This window comes from Streptomyces lomondensis (genome assembly GCF_014651035.1).
Classification (GTDB): Bacteria; Actinomycetota; Actinomycetes; order Streptomycetales; family Streptomycetaceae; genus Streptomyces; species Streptomyces lomondensis.
The window spans coordinates 248,427-272,749 of the sequence record NZ_BMWC01000002.1 but is presented as its reverse complement, the minus strand read 5'-3'; the positions used below and the strand labels follow the sequence as shown (position 1 = coordinate 272,749).

The 24,323-nt window shown below is 69.3% G+C and carries 24 protein-coding genes and 1 pseudogene; 23 read left to right on the top strand and 2 right to left on the bottom strand.

Features of this window, described 5'->3' with window-relative positions:
- The first annotated feature begins 88 nt into the window (after positions 1-88).
- From IE255_RS08650 to IE255_RS39075, 9 genes are all read left to right on the top strand, one after another.
- Positions 89-322, top strand: coding sequence for a hypothetical protein (locus IE255_RS08650; RefSeq protein ID WP_190049598.1), 234 nt, complete (start codon positions 89-91; stop codon positions 320-322).
- Positions 322-939, top strand: coding sequence for a pilus assembly protein TadG-related protein (locus IE255_RS08645; protein WP_190049597.1), 618 nt, complete (start codon positions 322-324; stop codon positions 937-939). Before IE255_RS08650 ends, IE255_RS08645 begins: the two co-directional genes overlap by 1 nt.
- Before the next feature lie 16 nt (positions 940-955).
- The gene (locus tag IE255_RS08640) at positions 956-1,540 is read left to right on the top strand and encodes a hypothetical protein (protein WP_190049596.1); all 585 of its coding nucleotides are present in this window, start codon (positions 956-958) and stop codon (positions 1,538-1,540) included.
- A gap of 7 nt (positions 1,541-1,547) precedes the next feature.
- Positions 1,548-2,195 (top strand): OmpA family protein, encoded by a 648-nt coding sequence (locus tag IE255_RS08635; RefSeq protein ID WP_190049595.1) that lies wholly within the window; start codon positions 1,548-1,550, stop codon positions 2,193-2,195.
- A 50-nt stretch (positions 2,196-2,245) separates the two neighbouring features.
- Positions 2,246-3,322, top strand: coding sequence for a hypothetical protein (locus IE255_RS08630; RefSeq protein WP_190049594.1), 1,077 nt, complete (start codon positions 2,246-2,248; stop codon positions 3,320-3,322).
- 170 nt (positions 3,323-3,492) lie between these two features.
- Positions 3,493-4,740 carry a hypothetical protein gene (locus tag IE255_RS08625; protein ID WP_190049593.1) on the top strand — a complete coding sequence of 416 codons (1,248 nt, stop codon included), beginning with the start codon at positions 3,493-3,495 and terminating at the stop codon, positions 4,738-4,740.
- 158 nt (positions 4,741-4,898) lie between these two features.
- Entirely contained in the window at positions 4,899-7,355 is a 2,457-nt protein-coding gene (locus IE255_RS08620) for a Flp family type IVb pilin (protein WP_190049592.1), read from the top strand.
- Positions 7,356-7,393: 38 nt separating this feature from the next.
- Entirely contained in the window at positions 7,394-8,116 is a 723-nt protein-coding gene (locus IE255_RS08615; RefSeq protein WP_190049591.1) for a hypothetical protein, read from the top strand.
- Positions 8,117-8,587: 471 nt separating this feature from the next.
- Complete coding sequence (locus tag IE255_RS39075; protein ID WP_229906324.1) at positions 8,588-8,872, top strand: hypothetical protein; 285 nt, start codon at positions 8,588-8,590, stop codon at positions 8,870-8,872.
- Between the two features lie 143 nt (positions 8,873-9,015).
- On the opposite strand, the gene IE255_RS08605 is transcribed toward IE255_RS39075, so the two are convergent.
- Complete coding sequence (locus IE255_RS08605) at positions 9,016-9,393, bottom strand: DUF192 domain-containing protein (protein ID WP_190049590.1); 378 nt, start codon at positions 9,391-9,393, stop codon at positions 9,016-9,018.
- 309 nt (positions 9,394-9,702) lie between these two features.
- Here IE255_RS08605 and IE255_RS08600 point away from each other — a divergent pair, with 309 nt between their 5' ends.
- From IE255_RS08600 to IE255_RS08555, 10 genes are all read left to right on the top strand, one after another.
- Complete coding sequence (locus tag IE255_RS08600; protein WP_190049589.1) at positions 9,703-10,359, top strand: hypothetical protein; 657 nt, start codon at positions 9,703-9,705, stop codon at positions 10,357-10,359.
- Entirely contained in the window at positions 10,347-11,375 is a 1,029-nt protein-coding gene (locus tag IE255_RS08595; RefSeq protein ID WP_372487520.1) for a hypothetical protein, read from the top strand. Before IE255_RS08600 ends, IE255_RS08595 begins: the two co-directional genes overlap by 13 nt.
- A gap of 111 nt (positions 11,376-11,486) precedes the next feature.
- Complete coding sequence (locus IE255_RS08590) at positions 11,487-11,804, top strand: hypothetical protein (protein ID WP_190049588.1); 318 nt, start codon at positions 11,487-11,489, stop codon at positions 11,802-11,804.
- Complete coding sequence (locus IE255_RS08585) at positions 11,801-13,156, top strand: putative T7SS-secreted protein (RefSeq protein ID WP_190049587.1); 1,356 nt, start codon at positions 11,801-11,803, stop codon at positions 13,154-13,156. Before IE255_RS08590 ends, IE255_RS08585 begins: the two co-directional genes overlap by 4 nt.
- Positions 13,157-13,250: 94 nt before the next feature.
- Positions 13,251-13,847, top strand: coding sequence for a hypothetical protein (locus tag IE255_RS08580; protein ID WP_190049586.1), 597 nt, complete (start codon positions 13,251-13,253; stop codon positions 13,845-13,847).
- A gap of 21 nt (positions 13,848-13,868) precedes the next feature.
- Positions 13,869-14,558, top strand: coding sequence for a hypothetical protein (locus tag IE255_RS08575; protein WP_190049585.1), 690 nt, complete (start codon positions 13,869-13,871; stop codon positions 14,556-14,558).
- Between the two features lie 196 nt (positions 14,559-14,754).
- Positions 14,755-15,633, top strand: coding sequence for an LLM class flavin-dependent oxidoreductase (locus IE255_RS08570; protein ID WP_190049584.1), 879 nt, complete (start codon positions 14,755-14,757; stop codon positions 15,631-15,633).
- 37 nt (positions 15,634-15,670) lie between these two features.
- On the top strand, positions 15,671-16,132 hold the full coding sequence (locus IE255_RS08565) for a GNAT family N-acetyltransferase (RefSeq protein ID WP_190049583.1): 462 nt from the start codon (positions 15,671-15,673) through the stop codon (positions 16,130-16,132).
- A gap of 18 nt (positions 16,133-16,150) precedes the next feature.
- Positions 16,151-16,720, top strand: a complete 570-nt coding sequence (locus tag IE255_RS08560) for a nucleoside deaminase (RefSeq protein ID WP_190049582.1) — start codon at positions 16,151-16,153, stop codon at positions 16,718-16,720.
- Positions 16,721-16,767: 47 nt separating this feature from the next.
- A complete protein-coding gene (locus IE255_RS08555) occupies positions 16,768-17,583 on the top strand; it encodes a class I SAM-dependent methyltransferase (protein WP_190049581.1) in 816 nt (271 codons plus the stop codon).
- 30 nt (positions 17,584-17,613) lie between these two features.
- Here IE255_RS08555 and IE255_RS08550 read toward each other — a convergent pair.
- A pseudogene (locus IE255_RS08550) lies at positions 17,614-18,520 on the bottom strand (DNA glycosylase AlkZ-like family protein).
- Positions 18,521-19,234: 714 nt separating this feature from the next.
- Between IE255_RS08550 and IE255_RS08545 the strand changes: the two are divergent.
- The 4 genes from IE255_RS08545 to IE255_RS08530 all read left to right on the top strand — a co-directional run bounded on the left by IE255_RS08545 (position 19,235) and on the right by IE255_RS08530 (position 24,278).
- Entirely contained in the window at positions 19,235-20,008 is a 774-nt protein-coding gene (locus IE255_RS08545) for an isoprenyl transferase (RefSeq protein ID WP_190049580.1), read from the top strand.
- Positions 20,009-20,389: 381 nt separating this feature from the next.
- The gene (gene phoH2, locus IE255_RS08540) at positions 20,390-21,715 is read left to right on the top strand and encodes an RNA 5'-3' helicase PhoH2 (protein ID WP_190049579.1); all 1,326 of its coding nucleotides are present in this window, start codon (positions 20,390-20,392) and stop codon (positions 21,713-21,715) included.
- 418 nt (positions 21,716-22,133) lie between these two features.
- The gene (locus IE255_RS08535) at positions 22,134-22,835 is read left to right on the top strand and encodes an aggregation-promoting factor C-terminal-like domain-containing protein (RefSeq protein ID WP_505016473.1); all 702 of its coding nucleotides are present in this window, start codon (positions 22,134-22,136) and stop codon (positions 22,833-22,835) included.
- A 135-nt stretch (positions 22,836-22,970) separates the two neighbouring features.
- Positions 22,971-24,278 carry an AI-2E family transporter gene (locus tag IE255_RS08530; RefSeq protein ID WP_190049577.1) on the top strand — a complete coding sequence of 436 codons (1,308 nt, stop codon included), beginning with the start codon at positions 22,971-22,973 and terminating at the stop codon, positions 24,276-24,278.
- The last annotated feature ends 45 nt before the right edge of the window (positions 24,279-24,323 follow it).

Below are 24,323 nucleotides of genomic sequence, written 5' to 3'. Positions count from 1 at the left end.
TGGGCCCTGGGGCCCTCTGGCGGACAGCAGGTTCCGCCGTACGTTCCTCGTGTCGAAAGCGCCACAGCCGCAACCGGAGGGGAACACCATGAGCGACCTGATGCTGAAGACCGCCGTCGCGACCAAGGTCCGCGTGAACGGCTGGAAGAACACGACGGTCGAGGCGATGCAGCGCCGCGCGGGCGACAGGGGTCAGACGGCGGTCGAGTACCTGGGCATCATCGCGGTGGTGGTGGCGATCGTGCTGGCGATCACCGGCACGAACATCGGCCAGACGATTCTCAACAAGATCCAGGCGCAGATCGCCAAGGTCGCTCCTTGATGCGACGTCGCCGCTACGGCGACGCTGGGCAGGCCTTCCCCATCTACATCACGGTGGTGGGGGGCCTGCTCTTTCTCGCGTTCGCCTACTTCGCGGTCGGCCAGGCCGCGGCGAACAGGAACGGCGCCCAGACAGCCGCTGACGCGGCGGCTCTCGCGGCGGCTCAGGACAAGCGGGACCAACTCGCGGGCGCGTGGGTGAAGGACGTACTCGACCCCACCAAGTGGCAGGCCATCTTCGAGGGCACTGCCGAAGGGATCACTCCTTCGTGCTGGCGCGCGCACGAACTCGCCGCTCGGAACGACGCCCGAGTGAACATCTGCGACCCGCAAAGTCCGCTGCGTTTCACGGTCGAAGTCGAAACCAACAAGTCCGTCGGCGAGTCCATCGTGCCGGGCTCGGAAGCCCACCAGTCCAATGCGTCCGCCACCGCCGTCATCGAGGCGCGCTGCGACTTCGAGCCCTTGGCCGAGGACGCCGGTCCCGACGTATTGCCGAAGCTTTCGTGCGGCGAGGGCGGGGACTGGGAACTGGACCCGGACGACCTCGATGTTCTGCCGGAACCCGAGGACCTCTTCGACGTCCACCTGGCCGACCCACAAGCGAACGACGAGTGATGAAGGAAGCGGAGAGATGAGCATTCGGTTCACTGCGAAGGCCCGCAGGGGGATGGTCGCGCTGACCCTCGCGGCCGGACTGGCCCTCGGCGTGGCCGGCTGTGGCGGCGGTGGCGACGGCGAGGATAAGAAGCCGAACTCTTCGACGTCGCCTTCAGAGGGGCGCGGATCCCAGCCGAGTGCTCAGGAAGGACAGTCCGACACACCCCTGGCCGAAGTCAAAGGCACTGAAGGGCTCCTTCTTCAGATCACCTCTGCCACGAGGGATGCTGGTGGGTTCGTCACTGTGAGCGGCAACCTCAAGAATGATGGGGCGAAGTCGGTAGTCATTCCCTCCCAGATGAGCGGCGACGAAACCGAAGTCATCAAGCATGGACCCTCACTGGGTGGCGCCACCCTCGTGGACTCCAAGGGGAAGAAGCGCTATTACGTGCTGCGTGACACGGATGGACGGCCATTGACCACAACCGGCTTCGGAACCCTTGATGCCGGCCAGACTCTCCCGGTCTTCATGCAGTTCCCTGCCCCACCCGCGAGCACCACTGACGTCACCCTGCAAGTACCGACGTTCTCCAGCGGCACCATCAAGATCTCCGGGTGAGGCCACCATGACCCCTACCCACACCCGGACGGCGACTCCACGCCTCGCCCTGGTCCTCGCCGCCGCCACCCTCATGGTCGCCACGAACATCTACGGCGCCGTGTCGGCCCACGCCGACGAAACCCCCGGCGTCCCCCCTGGCACCGAACCCTCCGCCTCCGCCCCCGTCGAAGTCGACCCCAACGACCCCGACCTGAAACTCCCCGAAGGCGCCACCCTGGCCACCCCCAAAGTCCTCGACATCAAACAGGTCGTAGAAGACCAAAGCGGCGACGAACGCCGAGAAGACACCAACGCCGACGTCAAGTTCGCTCTCCAGGCCGAAGTCCTCTTCGGCAAGGACAGCGCGAAACTCAGCGCCGAGGCGAAGGCCCGTATCTCCGCGATCGCCGAGGAGATCAAGACGCAGAACGCGACGAAGATCCGCGTCTTCGGCTTCACGGACAACCTCGGTTCCTCCGCCCACGGCGACGTCCTCTCCAAGCAGCGCGCCGACGCCGTACAGAACGTCCTGGACCAGGAACTGAACGACTCCGGCGTCACCTACGAGGTACGCGGCTACGGCGAGCAGTACCCGATCGCCGACAACTCCACGGAATCCGGCCGCAAGAAGAACCGCCGGGTCGAGGTCTCCTTCCCCCGCTCGGAGAGCTGAGGAACGAGACCTCGACGCGACGAGGACGCGACGAGGACCTGGAGGAACCCGTGGGCGAGTGGCGCCTGACACGCTCACTGCCGGGTCCGGCCGCCGAGGCCGGACTCGGCGCGGTCCGGCGCGTGCACCACGCGCGCTGGTCCTGGCGAGCCCTCCTGATCGCCAAGCTCGTGCTCGACGCCGCGATGGTCCCGCTCATCGTCCGGTCCCTGTCCGAACTGGACGCCGACCCGGGCGCCAGACCCTTCGCCGTGTTCGGCTGGCTGCTGGCCTCCTGGGCCGCCCTGGCCTACTGGATCCTGGTCCGCGGCGGCAGACGCAGCTACGCGGTCTGCGACGGCGGCCTGCTGATCCTCGAAGACGGAACGGGCACGACCCGGACGATCGCCATCCCCTGGCACGCGGTGGAGAGCGTCAGCCCGCACCCACACCGCCTCCACTGGCTCGACGGCGGCAAACAGCGGTACGTGACCCTCCGCACCGTCACCGCCCGCGACGCCCTGATCGAGTCCGTCGAGTCCCGGCACCCGGTACCGGCACCGCCCGCCCAGCGCCTCCTCACCGGCGCCGGGTTCACGGCCGTCGCGGCGATCCTGATCTGGGCGCTCACTCTGTCACCGTTCGCCGGCATCGTCATGGCCGACCGCGCCTACTACCTCAAGGACTTCGCCAGCCTCTGCGCGAACACCGGCACCTCGTACCCCGAGTCGGCACCGCACACCACGACCGGCCCCCACCCCGCAGCCCTCTTCGCCGAGGAACACGGCACCGACCCGGTGGTCACATCCACGGGCGACGGCAAGGCCACGGCCGCGCCGGACCCGGACGACGTCCAACTCGTGGCGTGCAGCCGTGTCGTCCGGCGCCAGGTCGACATGATCTGCACCTACGACGGGGGCGAAGCGAGTCTGACCTTCTACCGGGCCCGCTACCGCATCGACGTGTACGAAGCGCGCACCGGCCGCAGGATCGGCGCCGGCCACACCGTGGACGCCGACGACACCGACTCCTGCCCGAACTGGCTGGTGCTCAACGGGAAACGCGGCCGCGAGGAGGAACTCGCCGCTCCGGCCGAGGAGGAGTACCAGAGCATCATCGACGGCGTCGCCGCCGGCCGGCCCGCGTAGCCGGCGGGGGCGGCGGGGGCGGCGTCCGAGCGGCCGAGAACGTTCCCCGACGACCCACCCGACCCCCGTCCCCCGTCCCCCGTCCCCCGTCCCCCGGCCCCCGGCCCCCGGCCTCCGACCCTGGCCCCTGACCCTGACCCTGACCCCTGGCCCGACCCTGGAGGGCGACCGTGTGGCTTCCCCGTTTCCTGTTGCACGCGCTGCTGGCCCGAGCCGCCCGGGACAGCATGCGCGTCTACCCACTGCATGACCTCCTGACCCGGGCCGCACGCGACCACGGCACCCGCGACCACACGCAGACCATCCTCGACTGGTCGGCCCGGCAGGAGGAGAGGCGGCGCCACGACCGGGCGCTGACCGGCTACCGCGTGGCCGCCGGCCAGGGCCGCAACCACGTCGACCTACGGCTGACGGCGACCGAGGGCATCCACCGCGTCCTGCGCGCCATGGCCGCCGACGGCCCCGCCAAGCCCGCGCTGATCGAGAGTGAACTGTCCCGCGCCCGCCTCGACCTGGCGGAGGCGCACCTGGCACGGGCCCGCCACCTGCGCGCCCGCGGCGACCTCGCCGAGGCCCGGCGCGCCTTCCAGGCGCTGATCGACGAGCGGGTCGGCACGGTCTCCGGCAGGGCCGCGCACGAACTCGCCGAGATGATCGACGACGCCCGCGGGAACCGGCGCGAGGAGCGTTTCCCACCCGAGCCGGTCAGACCGACTCAGCCGTGGCTCGGCCAGGACCCCGTACTGGTCCGCGACCTGTCCGCCGACGACACCAAGGCCCGGCCGGACCCGAGCCGCGACCTCCCCGCCCTCGGATACACGACCGAGTCCGAGGCCCTCGCCGACGCGATCGCACTGTGCCGGACCGCGCTCCGGCTCGGCACGGCCATCACCCGCACGGGAGTGTCCGCGCTCCTCGCGCAACTCCTGGAAGACCAGGGTGACCTGGCCGGTGCGGCGGTGGCCCTCGCGCACCTGGACATCCCGGCACTGCTGAACGAGGCGGCCGACGCGTCCCGCTACTTCGGCGGCGGCCGCTTCGAGCGCGACTCCGACCACTCCCGACCCACCCTCGCCGAGCTCTGCGCGCCCCGGCTGGTCGCGAGCCTGCGCCCCACCGAAGTCGTACGCCACGTACGGCCCTCCAGCCTGCGCCGGCCTCTGGAACCGGACCACTGGCAGCGGGGCGGCTTCCTGGCCCTGACCGACGAACGCCTGCTCTTCGTCGACGGCGATACAGCACCTCCCGACGGCCCGGAACTGGCGATCGACCGCAGGTCCGTCCTCGGTGTCAGCCCGCCCCGGCAGGACGAACACGGGCGCACCTGGCTGGACATCCGGTCGAGTGAGGAGGGGGAGGTGAGTGTCGGAGTGGACGAGGTCCCCGACGCCTGGCTGACCGCCCTCCACAGCAGGTGACCGGCCTTCCCCGCATGGCGTACGGCGTGCCCCCGAGCGACGAACTCTCCGGCCTGGGCCCGGATTTGGGGCCCGTTTTGGGGCCACGGACCCATCCCGCCCCGCCTGCCCCTCCCTACCCTCGGGCCGTGTCGTAGTCCGAGGGCGAAGGAGGGGGCATGACCTCGATCGGGGGAGTGCCGGGGGCCGGCGCCGCATGGCCGCCGGGCCCCGGCGGGCGCCGGAACATGCCCGGCTCGCTCGCGACCGCGCTCGCCCTCGTCCACGCCCTCTTCGCGATCACGGTCCTGGGCGGCCTCGGCGTCCTGCTCACCGCGGCCTCGTACGACGCCGTCGACGGCGGCGTCCTCGCCCTCACCGCCTACGCGGCAGCCCCCGGCGTCCTGGGCTGGTGGCTCGCCCGGCGCACCTGGCAGGGCGGAACGAGAACCCGCGCCGGCCTGATCGCCGTACAGGCCTGGCTGATCACCGGCGCGATATCCAACATCACCGACGGATCACCCCGCGGCTACACCCAGCTCTTCCTCCCCCTCCTCATCCTCTACATCCTCACTCGCGCGGACAGCCGCGACTGGTACCGCCTTCCCGCCCTGGACCGCGCCGAACGCCGCCCGTTCTCCCTGCCCCGGATGATCCGCTGGCGCCGTGACGAAGGCCAGACGGCGGTGGAGTACGCGGGCCTGATCGCCGTCGTCGTGGCGGTCATCACCGCTCTCCTGGTCAGCGGCCTGGGCACCCAGATCCTCGGCGGCCTCCAGTCGGCGATCTGCAAGGTCACCGGCACGGCCTGCCCCGCCCCGGCCGGCGACGGCGGCGGTACGGACGTCACAGCCCGCCGCGGTACGGGAAACAGCGCGGAAACCAGGCCCGAAGCCGACGAGGTCGAGCAGCCCGAGAGCCGGCAGAAACCTGAGGACGACGGCGAGAAGGGCAAGGAGGAGGAGGACGATGGCTGCTTCTCCGGCGTCGGCGCCTTCTTCGGCTGCACCGGCGACCAGCTGAAGCAGGTCGGCGAAGGCCTCTTCGTGGACGGCATCGGCGGCGAACTCCAGGGCATCTGGGACACGGTCACCAACCCGCTCGACACCCTGGACGGCCTGAAGGACTACGGCGGCGTCATCGCCGACCAGTGGTCGCGGGACGCCAAGGACGCCGGCGGCAAATGGGCGAACGGCGACTACCTCGACGCGCTCACCGACTGGGGCGGCGCGACCCTGAACTCGGGCGGCAAGGTCCTCGACGACATGTTCATCGGGGAGGAGGTCCGCGACCAGTGGAACCAGGGCAACGAGACCCGCGCCGCCACCACGGTCGTATGGAACGTCGGCTCCCTCTTCATCCCCGGCTACGGCGAGGCCAAGCTCGTAGGAAAACTCGGCAAGCTGGGCGAACTCGGCAAGCTGGGCGATCTGGCCAAGCTCACGGACAACGCCGCCGACGCGGCCGAGGACGCCAGGAAGGCGGCCGGGGCAGGCGACGTCAAGGGCGCCGAGCAGGCAGCGAAGGAGGCCGACGAGGCGGCGGACGAGGCCGAGAGGAAGGCCCGCGAATCCGGCTGCACCCTCGCCGCCCCGGTCGGCAGGATGCCGTACGGCGACACCCCGCATGAACCGGCGCCCCTCACCGGCTCCTCCGGCACGGGTACCACGGTCCTCGCCGCCGGCCCCTCGGCCGCCCACGTCGTACGCGCCGGGGACAGGTCGTACGTGGTGCTCGCCGAGGACGGCTGCGACGAGGAGGCCAGGCAGCAGGCCGAGGAGGCCCGGAAGAAGGCGGACGAGGCGGAGCAGCAGACGCTCGAGGCCCGTGCCGAGGCGGCGAAGGCCGCCCTGCGGGAGCAGGGCTCCTCCGTGCCCGACGACCAGATCGACGGGCTCGTCGACCGGGCCAAGGACGACCCGGACCCGAGCAAGGCCGAGATCGGCAAGGAGGACGTGGCCGGCGCACTCGACGAGATCGCCGACCTGGCGCGCCGCGAGAACGTCAACGGCGACGCCGCCGCGGCACTGGAGGGCAAGGTCGCGAACGCCCCGGACGCCAACAAGCTGGCGGAAGCGCGTGCCGAGGTGAACGCCGTGCGCCGCGCCGCCGACGACGCGGCCCCCGGCACCCGGGTGGACGCCGGTGTCGGCGGCAAGATGAACCGGAAGGAGGCCGACCTGGGCAACGGGGAGAGGGTGAATCTCGACGAGATCCCCGACGCCGACGTGGTCTACAAGGACAGGAGTGGCACCGTCCACGTCAAGGAGGTCAAGAACGCCGGTTCGGCCACGCGCAAGGCGGACTTCGCCAATCAGGTCGAACGGCTCAGGAAGTGGGCGGGCAAGGAGCCCGGCCGCAAGGCCACCGTGGAGATCGAGACGACGGATCGCTGGACGTCGATCTTCAGTGAGTTCAAGCCCGCCCGGAACGGCAGGCCGGCGAAGGACACCCGGACGGCGGCCGGAGAGATGGCGAAGAACGACGTCGAGGTGAGGGTGGCGGGCCAGAGCCTGTCCGCCGGCCAGCTCGGCAGGATGCAGCGTGCCATCGACGAACGGACCGCGAACGGCACGATGGACTGGTCGAAGATGAAGGACCCGGAGAGCGCCAAGGCGTACCTGGGGATCAGCTGAGCGGACGACGGAGGCAAGACTGTGGTGGGACGGCAGGGATGAGTGAGTCGGGCACGGAGCCGAACGCCGAGGAGACGTGGGACCCGCAGGTCGCGCGGTGGCACGATCCGGAGGGTGACTACGTCCTGCCCCGCGCTCTGCGGTCCCTGCCGCAGCCCTGGGACGAGTGCGACTGGAGCCGGATCGCGGAACTGCCCCGCACCGACGAGCGGTTGGCGGAAGCCCGGCGCGTGGTGACCGTACTTCTGGAAGACCCGGAACTGGCTCCGCGTGTGCCTCAGCCGCCGTCGCCCGGCCTGCTGTGGCATGTGTGGGAGGAGTTTCACCAGGCCGTGGGGGAGAGCATGCCCCGCGCGAGCCAGGTGACATGGTCCGGTGTGGACGAGCTGGTCCGCACGTGGCGGGGCCGGCCGCATCTGGATCCGCTACGGCGGCACGTCGTGCTGCACGTCGAAGCGGCGATGCTCGCCATGATCCCGGTGCTGCGGGACGACATCACCGACTCGGTGTTCCGCTGGCTGGCTCTCGACCCCGACCCGGGTCGCTTCGCCGACTGGGCGGTGGGCCTGGCGGAGCGTTGCGTGACGGCAGACATCGGCGCAGACTCCGCCATCGAACTGCTGGGCGCGATGGGCGGCCCGGACGCCAGGGCGGCACTGGAGCGCCTGTCGGTCAAGCCGGGCGGCCCGGCACGTTGGGAGAACGCGGAAGCGGCACAGAGCACGCTCTTCGACCTGGAGAGCGAAGGCCCGAGCCACTGACAGCCCGCAGCCCTTCTGCCTGAGAACCCGAGGTGACGCGCGCAGTGCTGATCGCGAATCTCTTCATCGTCGCTGAGCTGCCCCCGGAGAGCCTGCGACGGGCCCTGGCGGACCTGCTCGCGATCCGCCCCGAGGCCGTCGACGTCGCCGACGCGGACGGCGACCAGGAAGGACGGCACTGGGACGCCCCCGTGCTCTGCACCTGGCGCCTGCTGCCGCCCGGCGACCTCTCCCTCGAACTGGACATCACCGTGGAGGACAGGACCGCTACCGACCACACGGAGAAGGACCTGGCACTGGGCCTGGCGGCCAGGACGGGAACCTCCGTCCTCCACCCCTCGGATCTGGACCTGCCGAGCGCCTACTGGGTCGCCGTACCGGACGGACGCTCCGTCAGATGCCGCCACCCCCGTCTTCGACGCCCTTCTCGCCGCCTTCCCGAGGGACAAGGCAGGGAGCGCCGAAGACCACGTGCGCTACGACCTGTACGTGTGGGAACGACTGGTCCGCCGACTGGAGACCGACTGGGCCCCTTGCGGGCGGTACAGGGAAGACCTGTTCCACCGTGACCTGAAGGCCCGTGACGCACTGGAGCAACTCATCCGAGAGGCCGGCGAGGCGTACGCCGGTGCCCTGCGGGAGGTGGTGACCCGACTGGACAGGATCTTCACCGCGTACACGGACACGAAGCCCGTACGAGACGAGGAAAAGGGACGCTGGTGGTGGAACCGGGTCCCCCGCCGGACGCCATGGTGATGACCGGATCACGGCGAGCACTGGCCACGGGGCGCCGACGTGGCCCAGCAGGGCAGGAGCGGCACCACGGCAAGGACCGACGGGTGGTCCCACCGGCGAGAGGACCTCTGACCGCGAGGGCGTCAGAGCCTGGAACGGCACGCCTAGCTTCCCTCCACGACAACCTCGAGCCGCACATTCGCCCGCACCCCCCACTCACGCATCACCCCGGCCCGCGCCTCCACCACATGCCGAGCCCGCAGCCGAGGCATCCCCAGCCGCCCCGGCGGCATGGTCCGCACGGCGATGACCCGAAGGTCGCGATCGAGATAGGCCACATCGATCGGCATGCGCATCCGAAAGGTGTGCACGCTGTTGGCGGGCGAGAGCAGAATCGCCCCCTCGACGGAATCCCGCCCCAACAGCCCTTTCGTACGGGCCCGATAGGAGGTGGCGATCTCCAACGGCACCCGCACGCCCGGCCCCCCGCCACTGCCGTGCACGACCAACTCCCCGCGCCCGTCCCGCCACCGCCGCCCCATCCAGGCCCCTCCCGCCGTGCCACCGTTTGTCCGAACCGAACGTATCCGTACGCGAGTAGTCCCCACATAGGCCCACGGGCCCATGCGCACGTCCGATGCCGCCCTTTGCTGGTTCAGGACTGAAACGCCCCCGCTCCTGACGAACCGATTGGCGTGTTACGCAACCGTTACGGCTCAAACTGGTCGGCGAATCGCCGATTCCTCCCCATACACCCCGCCGGTCGACAAGCTTCACTCTGGTGCGGCTCCACACCGCTGGATAGCTTTGGTTCGCTCAAGAGAAGCCTCGCCTCTTACCGGGAGCCGACCGTGAACCGCCGCCCCACCCTCCTCGCAGCGCTCACGCTGACCGCTGCGGCCCTGACGCTGTCCGCGTGCGGGAGCGATGACAGCTCCAAGGGCAAGGACAGCGACAAGATCGCGGGTGCCGAGACCGAGGACAAGGCATCGCCCTCGCCCAGCCCGAGCGAGGCGGACGCGGGCGGCCGGCCCAAGATCGAGCTGCCGTCGGACGTAACCTACAAGTTCGAATGGAAGAAGACCGGCGACACCGAGAAGGACGCGGTGCTCAGCGACGCCGAACAGCGCATCAAGGCTGTCGACATGGCAATCGCCAGGCAGGATCCGCTCGACAAGGCCTATCGCTTCTATTCGGAAGGCACGGCCGCGGCCGAAAGCCAGAAGTACATCCAGGAGTTCGTCGACCACAAAGCCCGCACCACTGGTCTGACCCGCTATTACAACGAGAGCGTGACCGTCAAGGACGATGGCACGGCCGCACTCGTGTACTGCGAGGACCAGAGCAAGGCGTTCAACAAGTTCCTGGAGACCGGCAAGACCGATGTCACGCCCGTGACGAAGGACAGCTACGTCGTCTACGCCGGCACCCTGCGCAAGAACGACAACGGCGTCTGGGTCACCGAGCGACTGATCTCGCAGCGGGGGAGTGCGAAGTGCCAGCCCTGATCCGTACCGGAAGACGCCTGCTCTTCACTTCGGGACTCATAGCCGTCGTCCTGGCTGCTGCCGGCCCCGCCCACGCGAAAAAGGGCTTCGGCGGCACGGACGGCGAAACACAGGAGGCCAACACCGGCAAAGACGGCACCGTCTCCGTAACCGTCGGCGGCGTCGTCTTCGACCGTTCGAAGAACGGCAGCGGCAACTCCGCCGGCGCCCTCACGTCTTCCACCTCCTGGACCCCGCCGCCCTGCTGGTACGCCCCCAAGTACACCCCGGAACAGCTCCAGAAATCGCTGGAGCCGACCTGGGAAGCCGGTTCGACGGGCTACGAGTGGGATGCCGAGCAGCGCGACCGCTACGTCAACGGGCACCCGTACAAGGACTTCAACAAGGACAAGACCGGCGAGGGCTACTTCTGGGACTCCTTCGTCAACGAGGACTTCCCGCCGGGATGGGACTCCTGTGACGAGCCCCCCTTCTGGGTGGACCTCGGAGACCCCCCGCCCGCCAACGTCGAGAACGCCGTCACGCCGGAGATCCTCGCCGAACTCGCCTACGCGGAGATCCGCGTCCCCAGCACCGAGGTGACCCTGGCCCCCGCCGCGGCGACCAAGGTCAACCTGCCGACCTGGGCCTGGCTGGACGCCGCCGACTTCAAGCCGGTCTCCGTCACCGCCTCGGTACCGGTGATCGGCATCGAGGCGACCGCGACCGCGGAACCCGTGGCGCTCAGGATCGAACCGGGCACCAAGGACGCCGTGACCTACCCGGCGTCGGGCGTCTGCGAAATCAACAACGGCCGCATCGGCGAGCCCTATGCCAAGGGCAAGGCAAACCGGACACCGCCCTGCGGAGTGAAGTACCTGCGTTCCTCGGGAGACGGCACGTACCCGCTCCAGGCCACCGTCACCTGGAAGATCGAGTGGACCGGCAGCGGCGGCGCGGGAGGCGACCTTCCCGACGGCACGTTCGGCGCCACCCAGGACGTGGTCGTACAGGAGATCCAGGCTGTGAACCGCTGAGCCCATCCACGGTGGCCACTCTTGTGGGTGGCCGCCCGTCCGTCTCGTGAGCGGAACGCTAGAGTCACTTACTCGGGAAAGCTCCAGGCAGGGGGAGGGGAACACAGTCGCATGGCGGAACGGCTTGCCGTTGACGGTGACGAGCTTGCGCACTTCATGAAGATGCTGAGGAAGTCCACGAGTTCACTCGAGGGCGTGCGCAAGGCACTGCTGGATACGAACGTGACCGGGCTCGGCACGGACGACTTGGACTCCGCATGCGAGCACTTCCAGGACGAGTGGCGATACGGGACTGAAGAGATCGGCAAGCAGACAGAGGATCTCGCCGACATCATCGGGAAGAGCAAGGACAGCTACTTCGAAGTCGACAAGGCGCTTGAGGAAGCCCTGAAGAAGGCCAGGGAAGGCAAGAGCGGGAGCAACAAGTGACCGTCACCCCTGGAACCGACCGTACAGGTGCGGCCCTGGACCCTCAGTCGCGGGCGGATTACGACAAGCCTCAGGGCCTGAAGTCGGCACCTCGCATCCCCAACCCGGACTATCCGCACCTGGGGTTCAATCCGGTGCCGGGTGATACGGAAACAGTTCGAGCGCTGCACAAGAAGCTCACTGGCTGCGCGAAGGTCCTCGAAGACACGCATGACCTGGTCACCAAGCTGCTCGACGGCAGCTACTGGAAGGGGGACGCTGCCGTCGCGTTCCGCGAGCAACTCGATGGCGGTCCGCTGCCGCTGAACCTGAAGAACGCGGCGCACTCCATACGCAAGGCAGCCAAGCAGCTTGGCCATTGGGAGGCGGAACTCGACGACTTCCAGCGCCGTGCCAAGCGTCTCGAGCAGGACGCCAAGGACGCCCAAGACGCCTTGGACGCTGCGAAGGGTCGCGCGGGTAAGGCCGAGAACGACCCTGACATGGACGAGAAGGGCGCTCGCCACGAAGAGGCGCAGAAGGCGCTGACGCGCGCGAACTCCGCCGTGGACGAAGCTCAGGCTGAACTCGACAAGGTCATCGCCAAGGCCAAGAAGCTTGCCGAGGAGCACGAGGAGAAGGCCCAGCACCGAGCCGGCAAGATCCGTGACGCGACGAAGAAGCTTGCTCCTCATGAGCCGGGATGGTTCGACGAGGCGCTCGACTGGCTCGGCGACAACCTGCCGGACATTCTCAGTTTCGTCGCAGGGGTCATCGGCGTTGTGGCGATCATCTTTGCCGGCCCCCTGGGGATCGCGATGGTGGCGGCGCTGATGCTCACGGCGTCCGCGCTGAGCGCGACCGCTCTCGGCGTGAGGCTCTTCGCCAATCCTGAGACCTTGGAGTCCTTGAAGGACGGCTTCCTGAAGGGTGAGTTCGACGCGGACTTCTGGAGCAACCTGGTGTCGGTAGGAGCAGACGCCATGGGGGCTGTCCCGGGCCTTGGAGCCACCGTCGCCGGCGTCAAGGGGACGGTGAGTGCGCTGCGGGCCGGGAGCGAAACGCTCTCCCTCGCGCAAAAGGCTGCGCTGTTCGGCACCAAGACCGTGGACAGCATGCAGGGCATCGCGAGGCTGGACAACCCATTGGTCATGCGTGCGGTTCGCGGACTCAGCAACCCGGACGCCGCTGCGAAGACAGTGGCGGTCACGTCGGGTCTGGTCGGCGTGGGCACCGGTGGCTTCGGCCTGTACAACAAGCTGGTGGACGCAGACGATGACGGAATCAAGGACGGCACCGTCGCAGGGATCGATGGTTCACGTCTGATTCTTGACAACGGTGGCATCCTCGACCTTGTCCAGTTTGTGCGCTGATGTTTTTCTGCAGGGAAAGAGGGAGCCCGTGAACCCGGCAGACCACTCCGTCGCCTGGGACCATCCACCTACTCGGCGGTCCTGGACGGCACACATGTTCATGAACGTCCTCGGATTCTTCGGATGGATCGCAGCCTGGATCGGCCTGCTGTACGTCTTGGTAGTTTTTCTGTCCCCGGGCTTCGGCTTCCTTTTCGTGTTGCCGCTCTGCTATTGCGTTTATCGGGCAGTGGTGCAGTTGCGGTACTTTCCCCCTGCGCTGCGCATGCGACGCATCATGCGGGCCTATCCATGGCAGGTTCTCCAACGAGTTCCACATGGGCTGACAAGTCATCCAGATGTCTCGGAAAAGCATCACGGATGGTTCGAGTTCCCCAATCCTGCTCGCCCCGAACAGCGGCTCGCGCTGGTCTTTGCACGGCATCTCCGTACGGAGTGGTGGCATCGTAGAATGGCTCCCCGTGCGAAGCCGAAGTTGAAGGCGCAGATCGAAAGCATCTGGTTCGCTGGAGACCCACGCTTCATCGGCCTCATCGCCGTGGGCGGGCGTGGAGGCACCGTGCCTCGTCGCCTACACGTACTTGAACAGTGGGCAGACTCGCGGAACGGCCAGCGGTTGTCTGACTGGGGCGTGACGGCAGAGGACATCGAGCGCGGTAGACGTGTGGGCGTTTATCCGGCCAGCCCCTGAACCTGTGAACGGACACTTCCTGTGGACACCCCCACGATCTCCTTCCACGACTCTTTCAAAGACCCCCACGCAGAACTCTGGTTCGGTGAACCCGCCGGCTACACAGCTCTCCCTGTCGACGCTCTGCTCCCCGCGCCGGACTCTCCGGATGCAGACAAGCTGCGTGCCTCAGTCGCTCCATTTCTCGATTCCCTGCCCGACGAGATGGTCCGTCAGCAGTTCATCGCACAATTCGCGTATGGCCAGCGACTGGTGGCGGCGCTTTGCGATATCGGCACGGTCCACTGTTCAATCGGCCTGCACCGTGACGACGTGGAGGACAGAGGGGCAGACATCGGCCCGCCCTTGCTCTCCCTCTTCACCATTTCCTGGCATGACACCAAACCTGCCCCCCGCGGTGTCACAGCTGCGCGCGCGGTCACAGCCACCGGAAACCACGCCCACATCGAATTTTTGGAACTCTCCTGTGGTCCAGCCGCTTTCAGCGAGACCATGCTGACGGCATCGGCTGACAGTGACCTTTCGCAGCAGCCTCTGCTTCAGATTCACGCCCATCTGCCGCACCCTGACTGCAAGCGCTTGGCCGTCCTCACAGTCAGCACCACAGCTGTGTCTCGCCGCGAGGAGTACCGCGAGATCCTCCGCCAGATCGCCGGGACGGTCAGCTTCACCAACCCCTTGGAAGCCGAACCAGGCGACGACATTGATTGAGTAAGCGTTGATCGCCGTTACACACGAAACGGATGAGGGAGCGCTGATGACCCCGCCGTTTCCACCGCTTCCCTGGGCGTCGCACCCCGCTGTCAACCACCCGCCAACCCGACGCGCGATTCGTCGCCCGGCTGGTCCGGCAGGCGGTCATCCTCTTCGCGGTGTGGCCCGTGCTTGTCCGGGATAGGTAGCACCCATGACCGAACTCGGCGCAGTGTTCCGCCCCCAACTCGCCCCCGAACGACTCCGATCCGTAGCCCAGCTCGCCGACCAGGCAGGGCTCGAAGAGCTCTGGCTCTGGGAGGACTGTTTCAGAGAGGGCGGTATCTCCACCGCCGCCGCGGCGCTCGCGTGGACCGAGCGTGTGCGGGTCGGAGTCGGGCTGTTGCCCGTGCCGTTGCGGAACGTCGCCATCACCGCCATGGAGGTCGCCTCGCTGCACCGGATGTTCCCGGGGCGGGCGATCGTCGGCGTGGGGCATGGTGTGCAGGACTGGATGGGGCAGGTGGGAGCCCGGGTCGAGTCGCCGGTGACGTTGTTGCGGGAGCATCTCGTCGCGCTGCGCGCTCTGCTGGGCGGGGAGCGGCTGACCACCGACGGGCGGTACGTCAAGCTCGACGACGTCGCCCTCGACTGGCCGCCGGCGGGCGGTGGGGGCGAGGTGCTGGCCGGCGCCACCGGGCCGCGCACGCTGCGGCTCACCGGGGAGGCCGCCGACGGGACCATCCTCACCGCCGCCACCAACGCCGAAGGCGTGCGGAAGGCGCGGCAGCTCATCCAGGAGGGGCGGCAGGCGGCCGGCCGCGGGGACGGGCCGCACTCCGTCGTCGTCTACCTCCTCACCGCCACCGGGACCGACGCCGACGCCCGGCTGCGTGCCGAGCTGGTCGCCGAGGGGTTGGAATCCGTTCCGGACCTCGGGGTCGCCGGGGACGCGGGTGCCGTCGCCAAGGCCGTGGAGCGGCTGGCCGAGGCCGGGGCCGACACGGTGGTGCTCCAGCCGACGGGAGACGAGCCCGACCCGGAAGGGTTCGTGCGGTTCGTTGCGGAAGAAGTGCGTCCGCTGGTTCGCTGAGGGCCCCGTTGTCAGTGGCTGCTGACACACTCCCGGCATGAGCGATGACGACCTGGACGTCCGGCTGCGCGACGTCGTGGAAGCCGACCTGGAGTTCTTCCTGGCGTACGAGCACGAGCCGGAGGCCGTCCGGCGGTCGAGGTTCACGCCCCGCCCGCGCGAGGCGTTCCTGCGGCACTGGAAAGCCAACGTCCTCGGTGACGACACCTGCTTCGTGCAGACCGTCACCGTGGACGGCGCCGTCGCCGGCAACATCGTCGCCTGGTGGGACGGGGACCGCCGCTTCCTCGGCTACTGGCTCGGACGCCCGTACTGGGGACGCGGCATCGGCAGCAGGGCCCTCGGCCTCTTCCTGGAGCGCGAGGAGAACCGGCCCCTGTACGCCGACCCCGTCAGTGGGAACACCGGCTCCGTCCGCCTCCTCGAGAAGCACGGCTTCCGTCGGACCGGCACCGTCCGGCACGGCGAGGACGAGCATGTCCTGCTCGTCCTCGCCTGAGCGGCAGAGAGAGGTTCTGTGACCGGACATCCCAGTTCACTTCCCCTTCCCTGGCACCTGCCCTTCGAGCTCGCCTGGGAAGCCCTGCGGGCCGGTAGCCGGCCTGTCGGCGCTGTCCTCGTCGATGCCGACGGGCGAGTCGTCGCCGCCGGGCGCAACCGGAGCGAGGAGGCCTCCGCCCCGCCGGGGCAACTCGCCGGTACGGCCATCGCGCACGCCGAGGTCAACGCGCTCGCCCAGCTCCCCACCGGTGCCCGTGCCGACGACGGCCTCCGGCTGTACACCACCCTCGAACCCTGCCTGCTGTGCAGCGGCGCGCTGATGCACAGCCATGTCCGCCACGTGCTGTACGCCGCGCCGGACCCGCAGTGGCGCGGCGTGGAGAACGTGCCGGGAGTGGGCGGACTCATCGCCGAGCGGTGGGCCCGCCGCGAGGGGCCCGTCGGCGGACCGCTCGCCGCCTTCAGCCGGCTCCTGATGGACAGCTGGGCGATGGCGCGTGCCTCCGCCGCCCCCGCCGCCGCCCCCGACCTCCTCGACGCCCCCACCGTCCACGCGGCGTACGCGGCGCTCCTGCCGCACCTCTGACCGACGAGCACTCACCCGCCCCGCACCCAATGAACCGGATGAACCGGATGAACCGAGCGCAACCGCACCGACCCCACCGCTCCTTCGAAGACCTCGTCACCGAAGGCGCCTCCGTCCCCACCGAAGGCTGGGACTTCTCCTGGTTCGAGGGTCGGGCGACGGAGGCGCGGCCCTCCTGGGGGTACGCCGTGTCGATGGCCGAGCGGCTGGGCCGGGCGGGAGCCGCCCTCGATGTCCAGACCGGCGGCGGGGAGGTGCTGGACTTCGCCCTCGCCAGGGCCCCGAAGCGGCCCCCGCTCACCGTCGCCACCGAGGGCTGGCCGCCGAACGTCGCCAAGGCCACCGCGCTGCTCCGCCCGCGCTCAGTCGCCGTCGTCGCCGTCCCCGAGGACGATCCGCTGCCCTTCGCCGACGGTGCCTTCGACCTGGTCGTGAGCCGTCATCCCGTCCGCCCGCACTGGGACGAGATCGCCCGCGTCCTCCAGCCCGGCGGGACGTACTTCGCCCAGCACGTGGGCCCGGGCAGCGTCTTCGAACTCGTCGAGCACTTCCTCGGGCCCCAGCCGGACGACGTGCGCGGTGCCCGCCACCCCGACCGGGAACGCGCCGACGCCGAGGCTGCCGGGCTGGACGTCGTCGATCTGCGGGCGGAGCGGCTGCGCATGGAGTTCCACGACATCGGGGCGGTCGTGCACTTCCTGCGCAAGGTGGTGTGGATGGTCCCCGGCTTCACCGTCGAGGCGTACGAGCCGCAGCTCCGCGCGCTGCACGAGCGGATCCGGGCAGCAGGGCCCTTCGTCGCCCACAGCACCCGTCACCTCTTCGAGGCACGCAAGCGGGAGACGCACGCGGACCGCGCCTGACGCACCCACAGGCCGAACACCCACGCCGGATCACGCGTGCGGCCCCACCGTCACCTCTCCCACCACCAACTCCGCCGTCGCCTCCAGCGCCTCTCCCACCCGCTCCACCTGCTCGCCCAGCTCCCGTTCCTGCCGTGCCGTCAGCCGGTCGAGCGGCTCGACCGTGACGGTCGTACGACGGCCCCGGCGCCGCTGGTGCCACACCCCGGCCACCACCCCGTCCACCAGCAGCACGGGATAGTTGCCGGCCTGCCCACCCCCGAGGGCGCGCCGGTACGCCCTCCCGGGGAACAGCCGCTCCCGGGGCTGCGCGGCGATGACGTACGCGTCGAAGTACGGCAGCAGCCGCACACCCCGCACGGGACCCTCCGGGAAGTCGGTGTCGCCCGCCGCCACCCAGGCCGGCGTCCCCTCGAAGTCGACCTCCTCGACACCGCCCGCGGCGGCCAGCTCACGGAACAGCGCCGTGGCCCAACCGGGCGGCGCCCCCAGCCACCTCGCGAAGTGCTGCGGAGTGGCCGGCCCGTACGCCTGCAGATAGCGGCGCACGAACAGCTCCAGCGCCCCGCCCAGCCCGCCCGGTGCATCACCTGCCGCCAGCGCGGCCACAGAGGTCCTGGAACGCCGGCATCACCCGGTCCCCGGCCCACGGGCCCGTACGGGCGACGACCTCCTCGGTCAGTTCGTCGAGGGTCAGGAACCTGCCGTCGAGCGCGTCGCCGATCGCCGTCACGACGTGGTCGGCCTGCTCGTCGGTGAGCCGTACCCCGGTGGGAACGGGTCCTCCCACAGCGCGGCCTACGTCCGCCCGCGTCACCCCGCTCGCCCGCATCCCGACCGACACCTCGGCCGCGGACAGCACCTGCGCGTGCGCGCCCGCCATCGCGACAGATCCCGTCCTAGCCGCCCTGAGGTGCCGTTCACTCGTATCACCCACTCACCACAGGCACCTCCTGCACCTCGCGACGAGAGTTTTCACATCGTTATCGCCGACGGCTCGCCTCCGTGCCGCCGCTCGCATAGGTTCAGACCAAGGTGATTCGCGTGAGCAAAGCGCTGCGCGGGCGGTACCGCGCAGTGGAGGGGGCTGCGCGGTGCCAGGGCCTCCTTGTCCGTCAGCATTGAGTCGTCATCGAGCCGGCCTCGGGCCGCCGCCGGGGTCAAGCGGGCGTTCGCAGTCGGGGTCACCCATCGGAGGGACGTCGGGGACAAGTCGCCGAGCGGGCCCCAAGATGCGGCAAACCCTCTGGATCCCGCCTCAGAGCCCACGATTCCCCTGCACGGCGGCCCCTTTTCGGCCAGGGAAGAGCCAGGAACGCGGGGTTCCGCAGGCACCGCCGCGTCGCCGGGCGGCTCCGGAGAGTAATTGTGGCACGCCGATGCACGCAGCATCACTTACAAAGGGTTATGGTGGAAGCCCCCCCTCGGGCCGGTCCGTCTCCCCCCCACGGACCGGCCCGTTTTCTTTTGTGCGCCGGGGGCGCGTCGGGCCCCGGCCGGAACCCTTCGTTCCGCACCCGTTGGCGGGCCCACGGCGGTACCGGGGGTAGGCTTCGCCCCTGGGGACTTCCAACGGGCAGGGACCGCCCGCGGCCACGACCGGGCCGCATGCCGCGGCCTGTCCGATCCGTACGGAGGGGCTGACAATCTCGTGAACCTGCGCGACAAGCTGCGTGGCCTGCTGGTCAGGCTGTACGCACGCCGGGTGGAAGGCCACCTGGACCACGCTCAGGTGCCCAAGCACATCGGCGTCATCATGGACGGCAACCGGCGCTGGGCGAAGGCCGCCGGTTCCAGCACCGTCCACGGACATCGGGCAGGTGCCGAGAAGATCGAGGAGTTCCTCGGCTGGTGCACCGAGACCGATGTCGAGGTCGTCACCCTCTGGCTGCTGTCCACGGACAACTTCGACCGGCCGCAGGAGGAGCTCGTCCCGCTGCTCGGCATCATCGAGGACGTCGTGCGCACCCTGGCCGCCGACGGCCGCTGGCGCGTGCACCACGTGGGCACGCCCGACCTGCTGCCGTCCGGGATGCAGACGGTCCTGAAGGAGGCCGAGGAGACCACCGCGCACGTCGACGGGATACTGGTCAACGTCGCCATCGGCTACGGCGGCCGCCAGGAGATCGCCGACGCCGTGCGCTCGATGCTGCTCGACGCCCAGGACAAGGGCACCTCGCTGGAGGAGCTCGCCGAGGCCGTCGACATCGACATGATCGGGCGTCACCTCTACACCAGCGACCAGCCCGACCCCGATCTGGTCATCCGCACCAGCGGCGAGCAGCGGCTGTCCGGATTCATGCTCTGGCAGACCGCGCACTCCGAGTACTACTTCTGCGACGTGTTCTGGCCGGCCTTCCGCAAGGTCGACTTCCTGCGCGCCATGCGCGACTACGCGGCCCGCCACCGGCGCTACGGCGGCTGAGGCGCACCTCGCCGCACACCGCGGACGTGCGACGTCCCACGTCGCAACACCTCCTGGTACCCCTCCGAAGACGCGTGTAACACGGAGTTCACCGGCCCGCCGTCATATGCCGTGGCATGGCGACGCTCGTTCGAGGGCATAAGCCAGTCAGGTCGACGCCCGAACCACGGGTGTCGGATCTCAGCGGACGGCACGGGGCCGTCCGCCCGGGAGGCCCTTTGCACCAGCCCGATCGTGCGGTCACAGCACGGACGAAGAGGCGGAGGGCCGGTTCTCGGCCCGCGCAGGGCGGCCGACGACCGGTCGGGATTTTTCCCACCCCTCCCGGCCCAGCTTCCACTCCGTCGCTCCCCGACCTCATCCGAGGGGGTACGTCCTTCCGTGGTGACCAGCACAAAGCGCCACAAGCCCGACCGGCGCACCTACGTACTCGACACCAGCGTCCTGCTGGCCGACCCGAACGCCCTGAGCCGCTTCGACGAGCACGAGGTCGTGCTTCCCATCGTCGTGGTGACGGAACTGGAGGCCAAGCGGAACCATCCCGAACTCGGCTACTTCGCCCGGCAGGCCCTGCGCCTGCTCGACGACTTCCGGGTGCGGTACGGCCGCCTCGATGCCCCCATCCCGACCGGGGACCTCGGCGGAACCGTCCGTGTCGAGCTCAATCACTCGGACCCCAGCGTGCTGCCCAGCGGTTACCGCCTGGGCGACAACGACTCCCGCATCCTCGCGGTCGCCCGCAACCTCCAGGCCGAGGGGTTCGACGTCACCGTCGTGTCGAAGGACCTCCCGCTCAGGATCAAGGCGTCCTCCGTCGGACTCCTCGCCGAGGAGTACCGCGCGGAACTCGCCATCACGGACTCCTCCGGCTGGACCGGAATGTCCGAACTGACCCTGGCCGGCGAGCAGGTGGACATCCTCTTCGAGGAAGGGCACGTCTACGTCCCCGAGGCCGCCGACCTGCCGGTGCACACGGGCCTGATGATCCAGTCGGAGCGCGGCAAGGCGCTCGGGCGGGTCACGCCCGAGGGCAACGTCCGTGTCGTACGCGGGGATGGTGAGGCGTTCGGCATCAAGGGCCGCAGCGCCGAGCAGCGGATCGCGCTGGACCTGCTCCTCGACCCGGACATCGGGATCGTGTCGATGGGCGGCCGGGCCGGCACCGGCAAGTCGGCGCTGGCGCTGTGCGCGGGTCTGGAGGCGGTGCTGGAACGCCGTCAGCACCAGAAGGTGATGGTCTTCCGTCCGCTGTACGCGGTGGGCGGGCAGGAGCTCGGCTATCTGCCCGGTACCGAGGCGGAGAAGATGAGCCCCTGGGCGCAGGCGGTGTTCGACACGCTGTCGGCGGTCACCAGCCGGGAGGTCATCGAGGAGGTCACCGCGCGCGGGATGCTGGAGGTGCTGCCGCTCACGCACATCCGCGGCCGCTCGCTGCACGACGCGTTCGTCATCGTCGACGAGGCCCAGTCGCTGGAACGGAACGTACTTCTTACCGTTCTGTCCCGGATCGGGGCCAATTCACGGGTGGTCCTCACCCACGACGTGGCCCAGCGGGACAACCTCAGGGTCGGTCGCTACGACGGTGTCGTCGCCGTCGTCGAGAAGCTGAAGGGGCATCCGCTGTTCGCGCACGTGACCCTGACCCGATCCGAGAGGTCCCAGATCGCTGCCCTTGTGACCGAAATGCTCGAAGACGGGCAGATCTGACCACCCTGCCCCAAGCAGGGGTGGTTACGCGCTAGTTGGCGCCGTCCGGAAAGGCGAAGAGCCTAGCCGGGCGGCGCCTTCGTGTGTGGGTGTTTCTGTGAATCTCCGACGTCAAACGGGATGTGAGCTTTCACACGCAACGTGGAATTGCCTTGCCCCGTCGGGTTACGGCAGAGTCTCACTCCTGTCAGGCCCCGCATACGACACACCTGTACCCCCAGCGGTACGGCACCACAAAAGCAACAGCGTCAACTGCATAGCGATGTCGTATGCCGCCCGAGCACCACGCGGCACTCCCCCCGGGGAGTTGCCCACCGGGCCCGTGCCTCCCGTGACCCCGCAGTTGGGGAGGCCAGTGCCAGGGGCACGATTGCGTCCGCGAGGGTCACCGAAGCGGGCGATGCTGGAAGGAAACCGTGTGAGCCGGATCTCGGTCCGGGGATTCGCAGTGGCCTCGGCCACGGCGGTCACCGCTGTCGGAAGCGTCGTCGGCGTTGCCTCGGGCAGCACCGCGCAGAACAACGACGCGGAGGCGACGGCAAGCGGCGCCACGCTGCTCGCGGACATCCCCGCGGGCCAGCAGGCCCAGGTGCAGACGGCGTCGCTGACGCAGCAGGCCGACGCACAGGCCATCGCGGCGGACGTGAGCGCGAAGAAGGACGCCGAGGAGGCCGCCCGCAAGGCTGCCGCCGAGACGGCCATCGCCAAGAAGAAAGCCGCCGAGAAGGCTGCCGAGGCAGCCGCCAAGGAGGCCAAGGAGCGCGCGGAGGCCAAGGAGGCCGCCAGCCGCTCCAAGGACATCTCCGACTTCCCCGTCGCGACCTCCTACACCATCGCCCAGATCCAGGCGATGGCGCGGCAGATGGTGCCGGCGGGTCAGTTCCAGTGCTTCAGCAACATCGTGGACCACGAGTCCGACTGGAACTACAAGGCGGTCAACCCCTCCTCCGGCGCTTACGGCATGTTCCAGGCCCTGCCCGGTTCCAAGATGTCGTCCGTCGGCGCCGACTGGCGGACCAACCCGGCCACCCAGATCAAGTGGGGCCTGAACTACATGAACGACCGCTACGGCAGCCCCTGTGACGCCTGGTCTTTCTGGCAGGCCAACCACTGGTACTGAGCCGACCGGCCCACGGCCGATCACATCCTTCGCGAGCCCCGCACCGTTCCACGGCGCGGGGCTCGCGCCATGTACGGTCGGACGCGGACGACTTCGGGGGAAGTGGTGCGCGGAGACGGGGGAAAAGGACGGATCATGTCGCGAGTGCCAGGGTGGCTCGGCCGGCTCGGTGCCGGACTGACCGAGATGAGCGAGCGGTGGAACGAACGCCGCGCCGAGGCCGAACGGGAGCGGGACGACACCGAGTCGAGGACGCGGTCCGACGAGCACGTGCCGCCGCCCCCGGACTACGCGCCCGACGTCCCGGCGCGGCCCGATCCCGCGCTCGCCGTGCCGTGGGGGGTGCGGGTCGCGGCCGAGGCGGGCTGGCGGCTGCTGGTCCTCGCGGGCACGCTGTGGGTGCTGATGCGGGTCATCAGCGCCGTCCAGCTGGTGGTGCTCTCGTTCGTCATCGCGCTGCTCATCACGGCGCTGCTCCAGCCGACCGTGGCGCGGCTGCGGCGGCACGGGGTGCCGCGCGGGCCGGCCACGGTGCTGACGGCGATCCTCGGGTTCGTCGTGATGGGCCTGATCGGCTGGTTCGTGACCTGGCAGGTCATGGAGAACATCGACGACCTCTCGGGCCAGATCCAGGACGGCATCGACGAGTTGCGGAACTGGCTGCTGAACAGCCCGTTCCACGTCACGGACAAGCAGATCAACGAGATCGCCAAGAACCTGCGCGAGGCGGTCGGCGCGAACACCGACCAGATCACCTCGGCGGGGCTCGAGGGCGTCACGGTCGTCGTGGAGGCCCTGACCGGGATCCTGCTGGCCGTGTTCTGCACGCTGTTCCTGCTCTACGACGGCAAGCGGATCTGGCAGTGGACGCTGAAGCTGGTGCCGGCGGCGGCGCGGCCGGGGGTGGCGGGGGCCGGGCCGGCGGCGTGGCGGACGCTGACGGCGTATGTGCGGGGCACGGTGATCGTCGCGCTGATCGACGCGATCTTCATCGGGCTCGGGATCTACTTCCTCGATGTGCCGATGGCCGTGCCGCTGGCGGTGTTCATCTTCCTGGGCGCGTTCATCCCGCTGGTGGGTGCGGTGGTGTCCGGGGCGCTGGCGGTGGTCGTCGCGCTTGTCACCCAGGGGGTGTTCACGGCTGTCATGACGCTGGTGGTCGTGCTGGCGGTGCAGCAGATCGAGGGGCACATCCTCCAGCCGTTCATTCTGGGGCGGGCCGTGCGGGTGCATCCGCTGGCGGTGGTGCTGTCCGTGGCCTGCGGGGGAATGGTGGCCGGGATCGGGGGCGCGGTGGTCGCCGTGCCGCTGGTGGCTGTGACGAACACGGTGGCCGGGTATCTGCGGGCGTATTCGCGGCAGTCCGCGTATCGCCATGCGGTGCGGCCGCGGGGGGTTACGGCGGTGAGTGGGGAGCCTGCTGCGGAAGTGCCCTCGGAGTAGGTGGGAGAAAAGGCGAACAGCAGGGCCCCGCCCACCTGTTGGTGG

What these genes read in the sequence shown, in the direction of transcription:
- IE255_RS08650 (WP_190049598.1), top strand. Translation starts at nt 89, where the DNA reads ATGAGCGACCTGATGCTGAAGACCGCCGTCGCGACCAAGGTCCGCGTG.
- IE255_RS08645 (WP_190049597.1), top strand. Translation starts at nt 322, where the DNA reads ATGCGACGTCGCCGCTACGGCGACGCTGGGCAGGCCTTCCCCATCTAC.
- IE255_RS08640 (WP_190049596.1), top strand. Translation starts at nt 956, where the DNA reads ATGAGCATTCGGTTCACTGCGAAGGCCCGCAGGGGGATGGTCGCGCTG.
- IE255_RS08635 (WP_190049595.1), top strand. Translation starts at nt 1,548, where the DNA reads ATGACCCCTACCCACACCCGGACGGCGACTCCACGCCTCGCCCTGGTC.
- IE255_RS08620 (WP_190049592.1), top strand. Translation starts at nt 4,899, where the DNA reads ATGACCTCGATCGGGGGAGTGCCGGGGGCCGGCGCCGCATGGCCGCCG.
- IE255_RS08615 (WP_190049591.1), top strand. Translation starts at nt 7,394, where the DNA reads ATGAGTGAGTCGGGCACGGAGCCGAACGCCGAGGAGACGTGGGACCCG.
- IE255_RS08605 (WP_190049590.1), bottom strand. Translation starts at nt 9,393, where the DNA reads ATGGGGCGGCGGTGGCGGGACGGGCGCGGGGAGTTGGTCGTGCACGGC.
- IE255_RS08590 (WP_190049588.1), top strand. Translation starts at nt 11,487, where the DNA reads ATGGCGGAACGGCTTGCCGTTGACGGTGACGAGCTTGCGCACTTCATG.
- IE255_RS08580 (WP_190049586.1), top strand. Translation starts at nt 13,251, where the DNA reads ATGTTCATGAACGTCCTCGGATTCTTCGGATGGATCGCAGCCTGGATC.
- IE255_RS08570 (WP_190049584.1), top strand. Translation starts at nt 14,755, where the DNA reads ATGACCGAACTCGGCGCAGTGTTCCGCCCCCAACTCGCCCCCGAACGA.
- IE255_RS08565 (WP_190049583.1), top strand. Translation starts at nt 15,671, where the DNA reads ATGAGCGATGACGACCTGGACGTCCGGCTGCGCGACGTCGTGGAAGCC.
- IE255_RS08555 (WP_190049581.1), top strand. Translation starts at nt 16,768, where the DNA reads ATGAACCGAGCGCAACCGCACCGACCCCACCGCTCCTTCGAAGACCTC.
- IE255_RS08530 (WP_190049577.1), top strand. Translation starts at nt 22,971, where the DNA reads ATGTCGCGAGTGCCAGGGTGGCTCGGCCGGCTCGGTGCCGGACTGACC.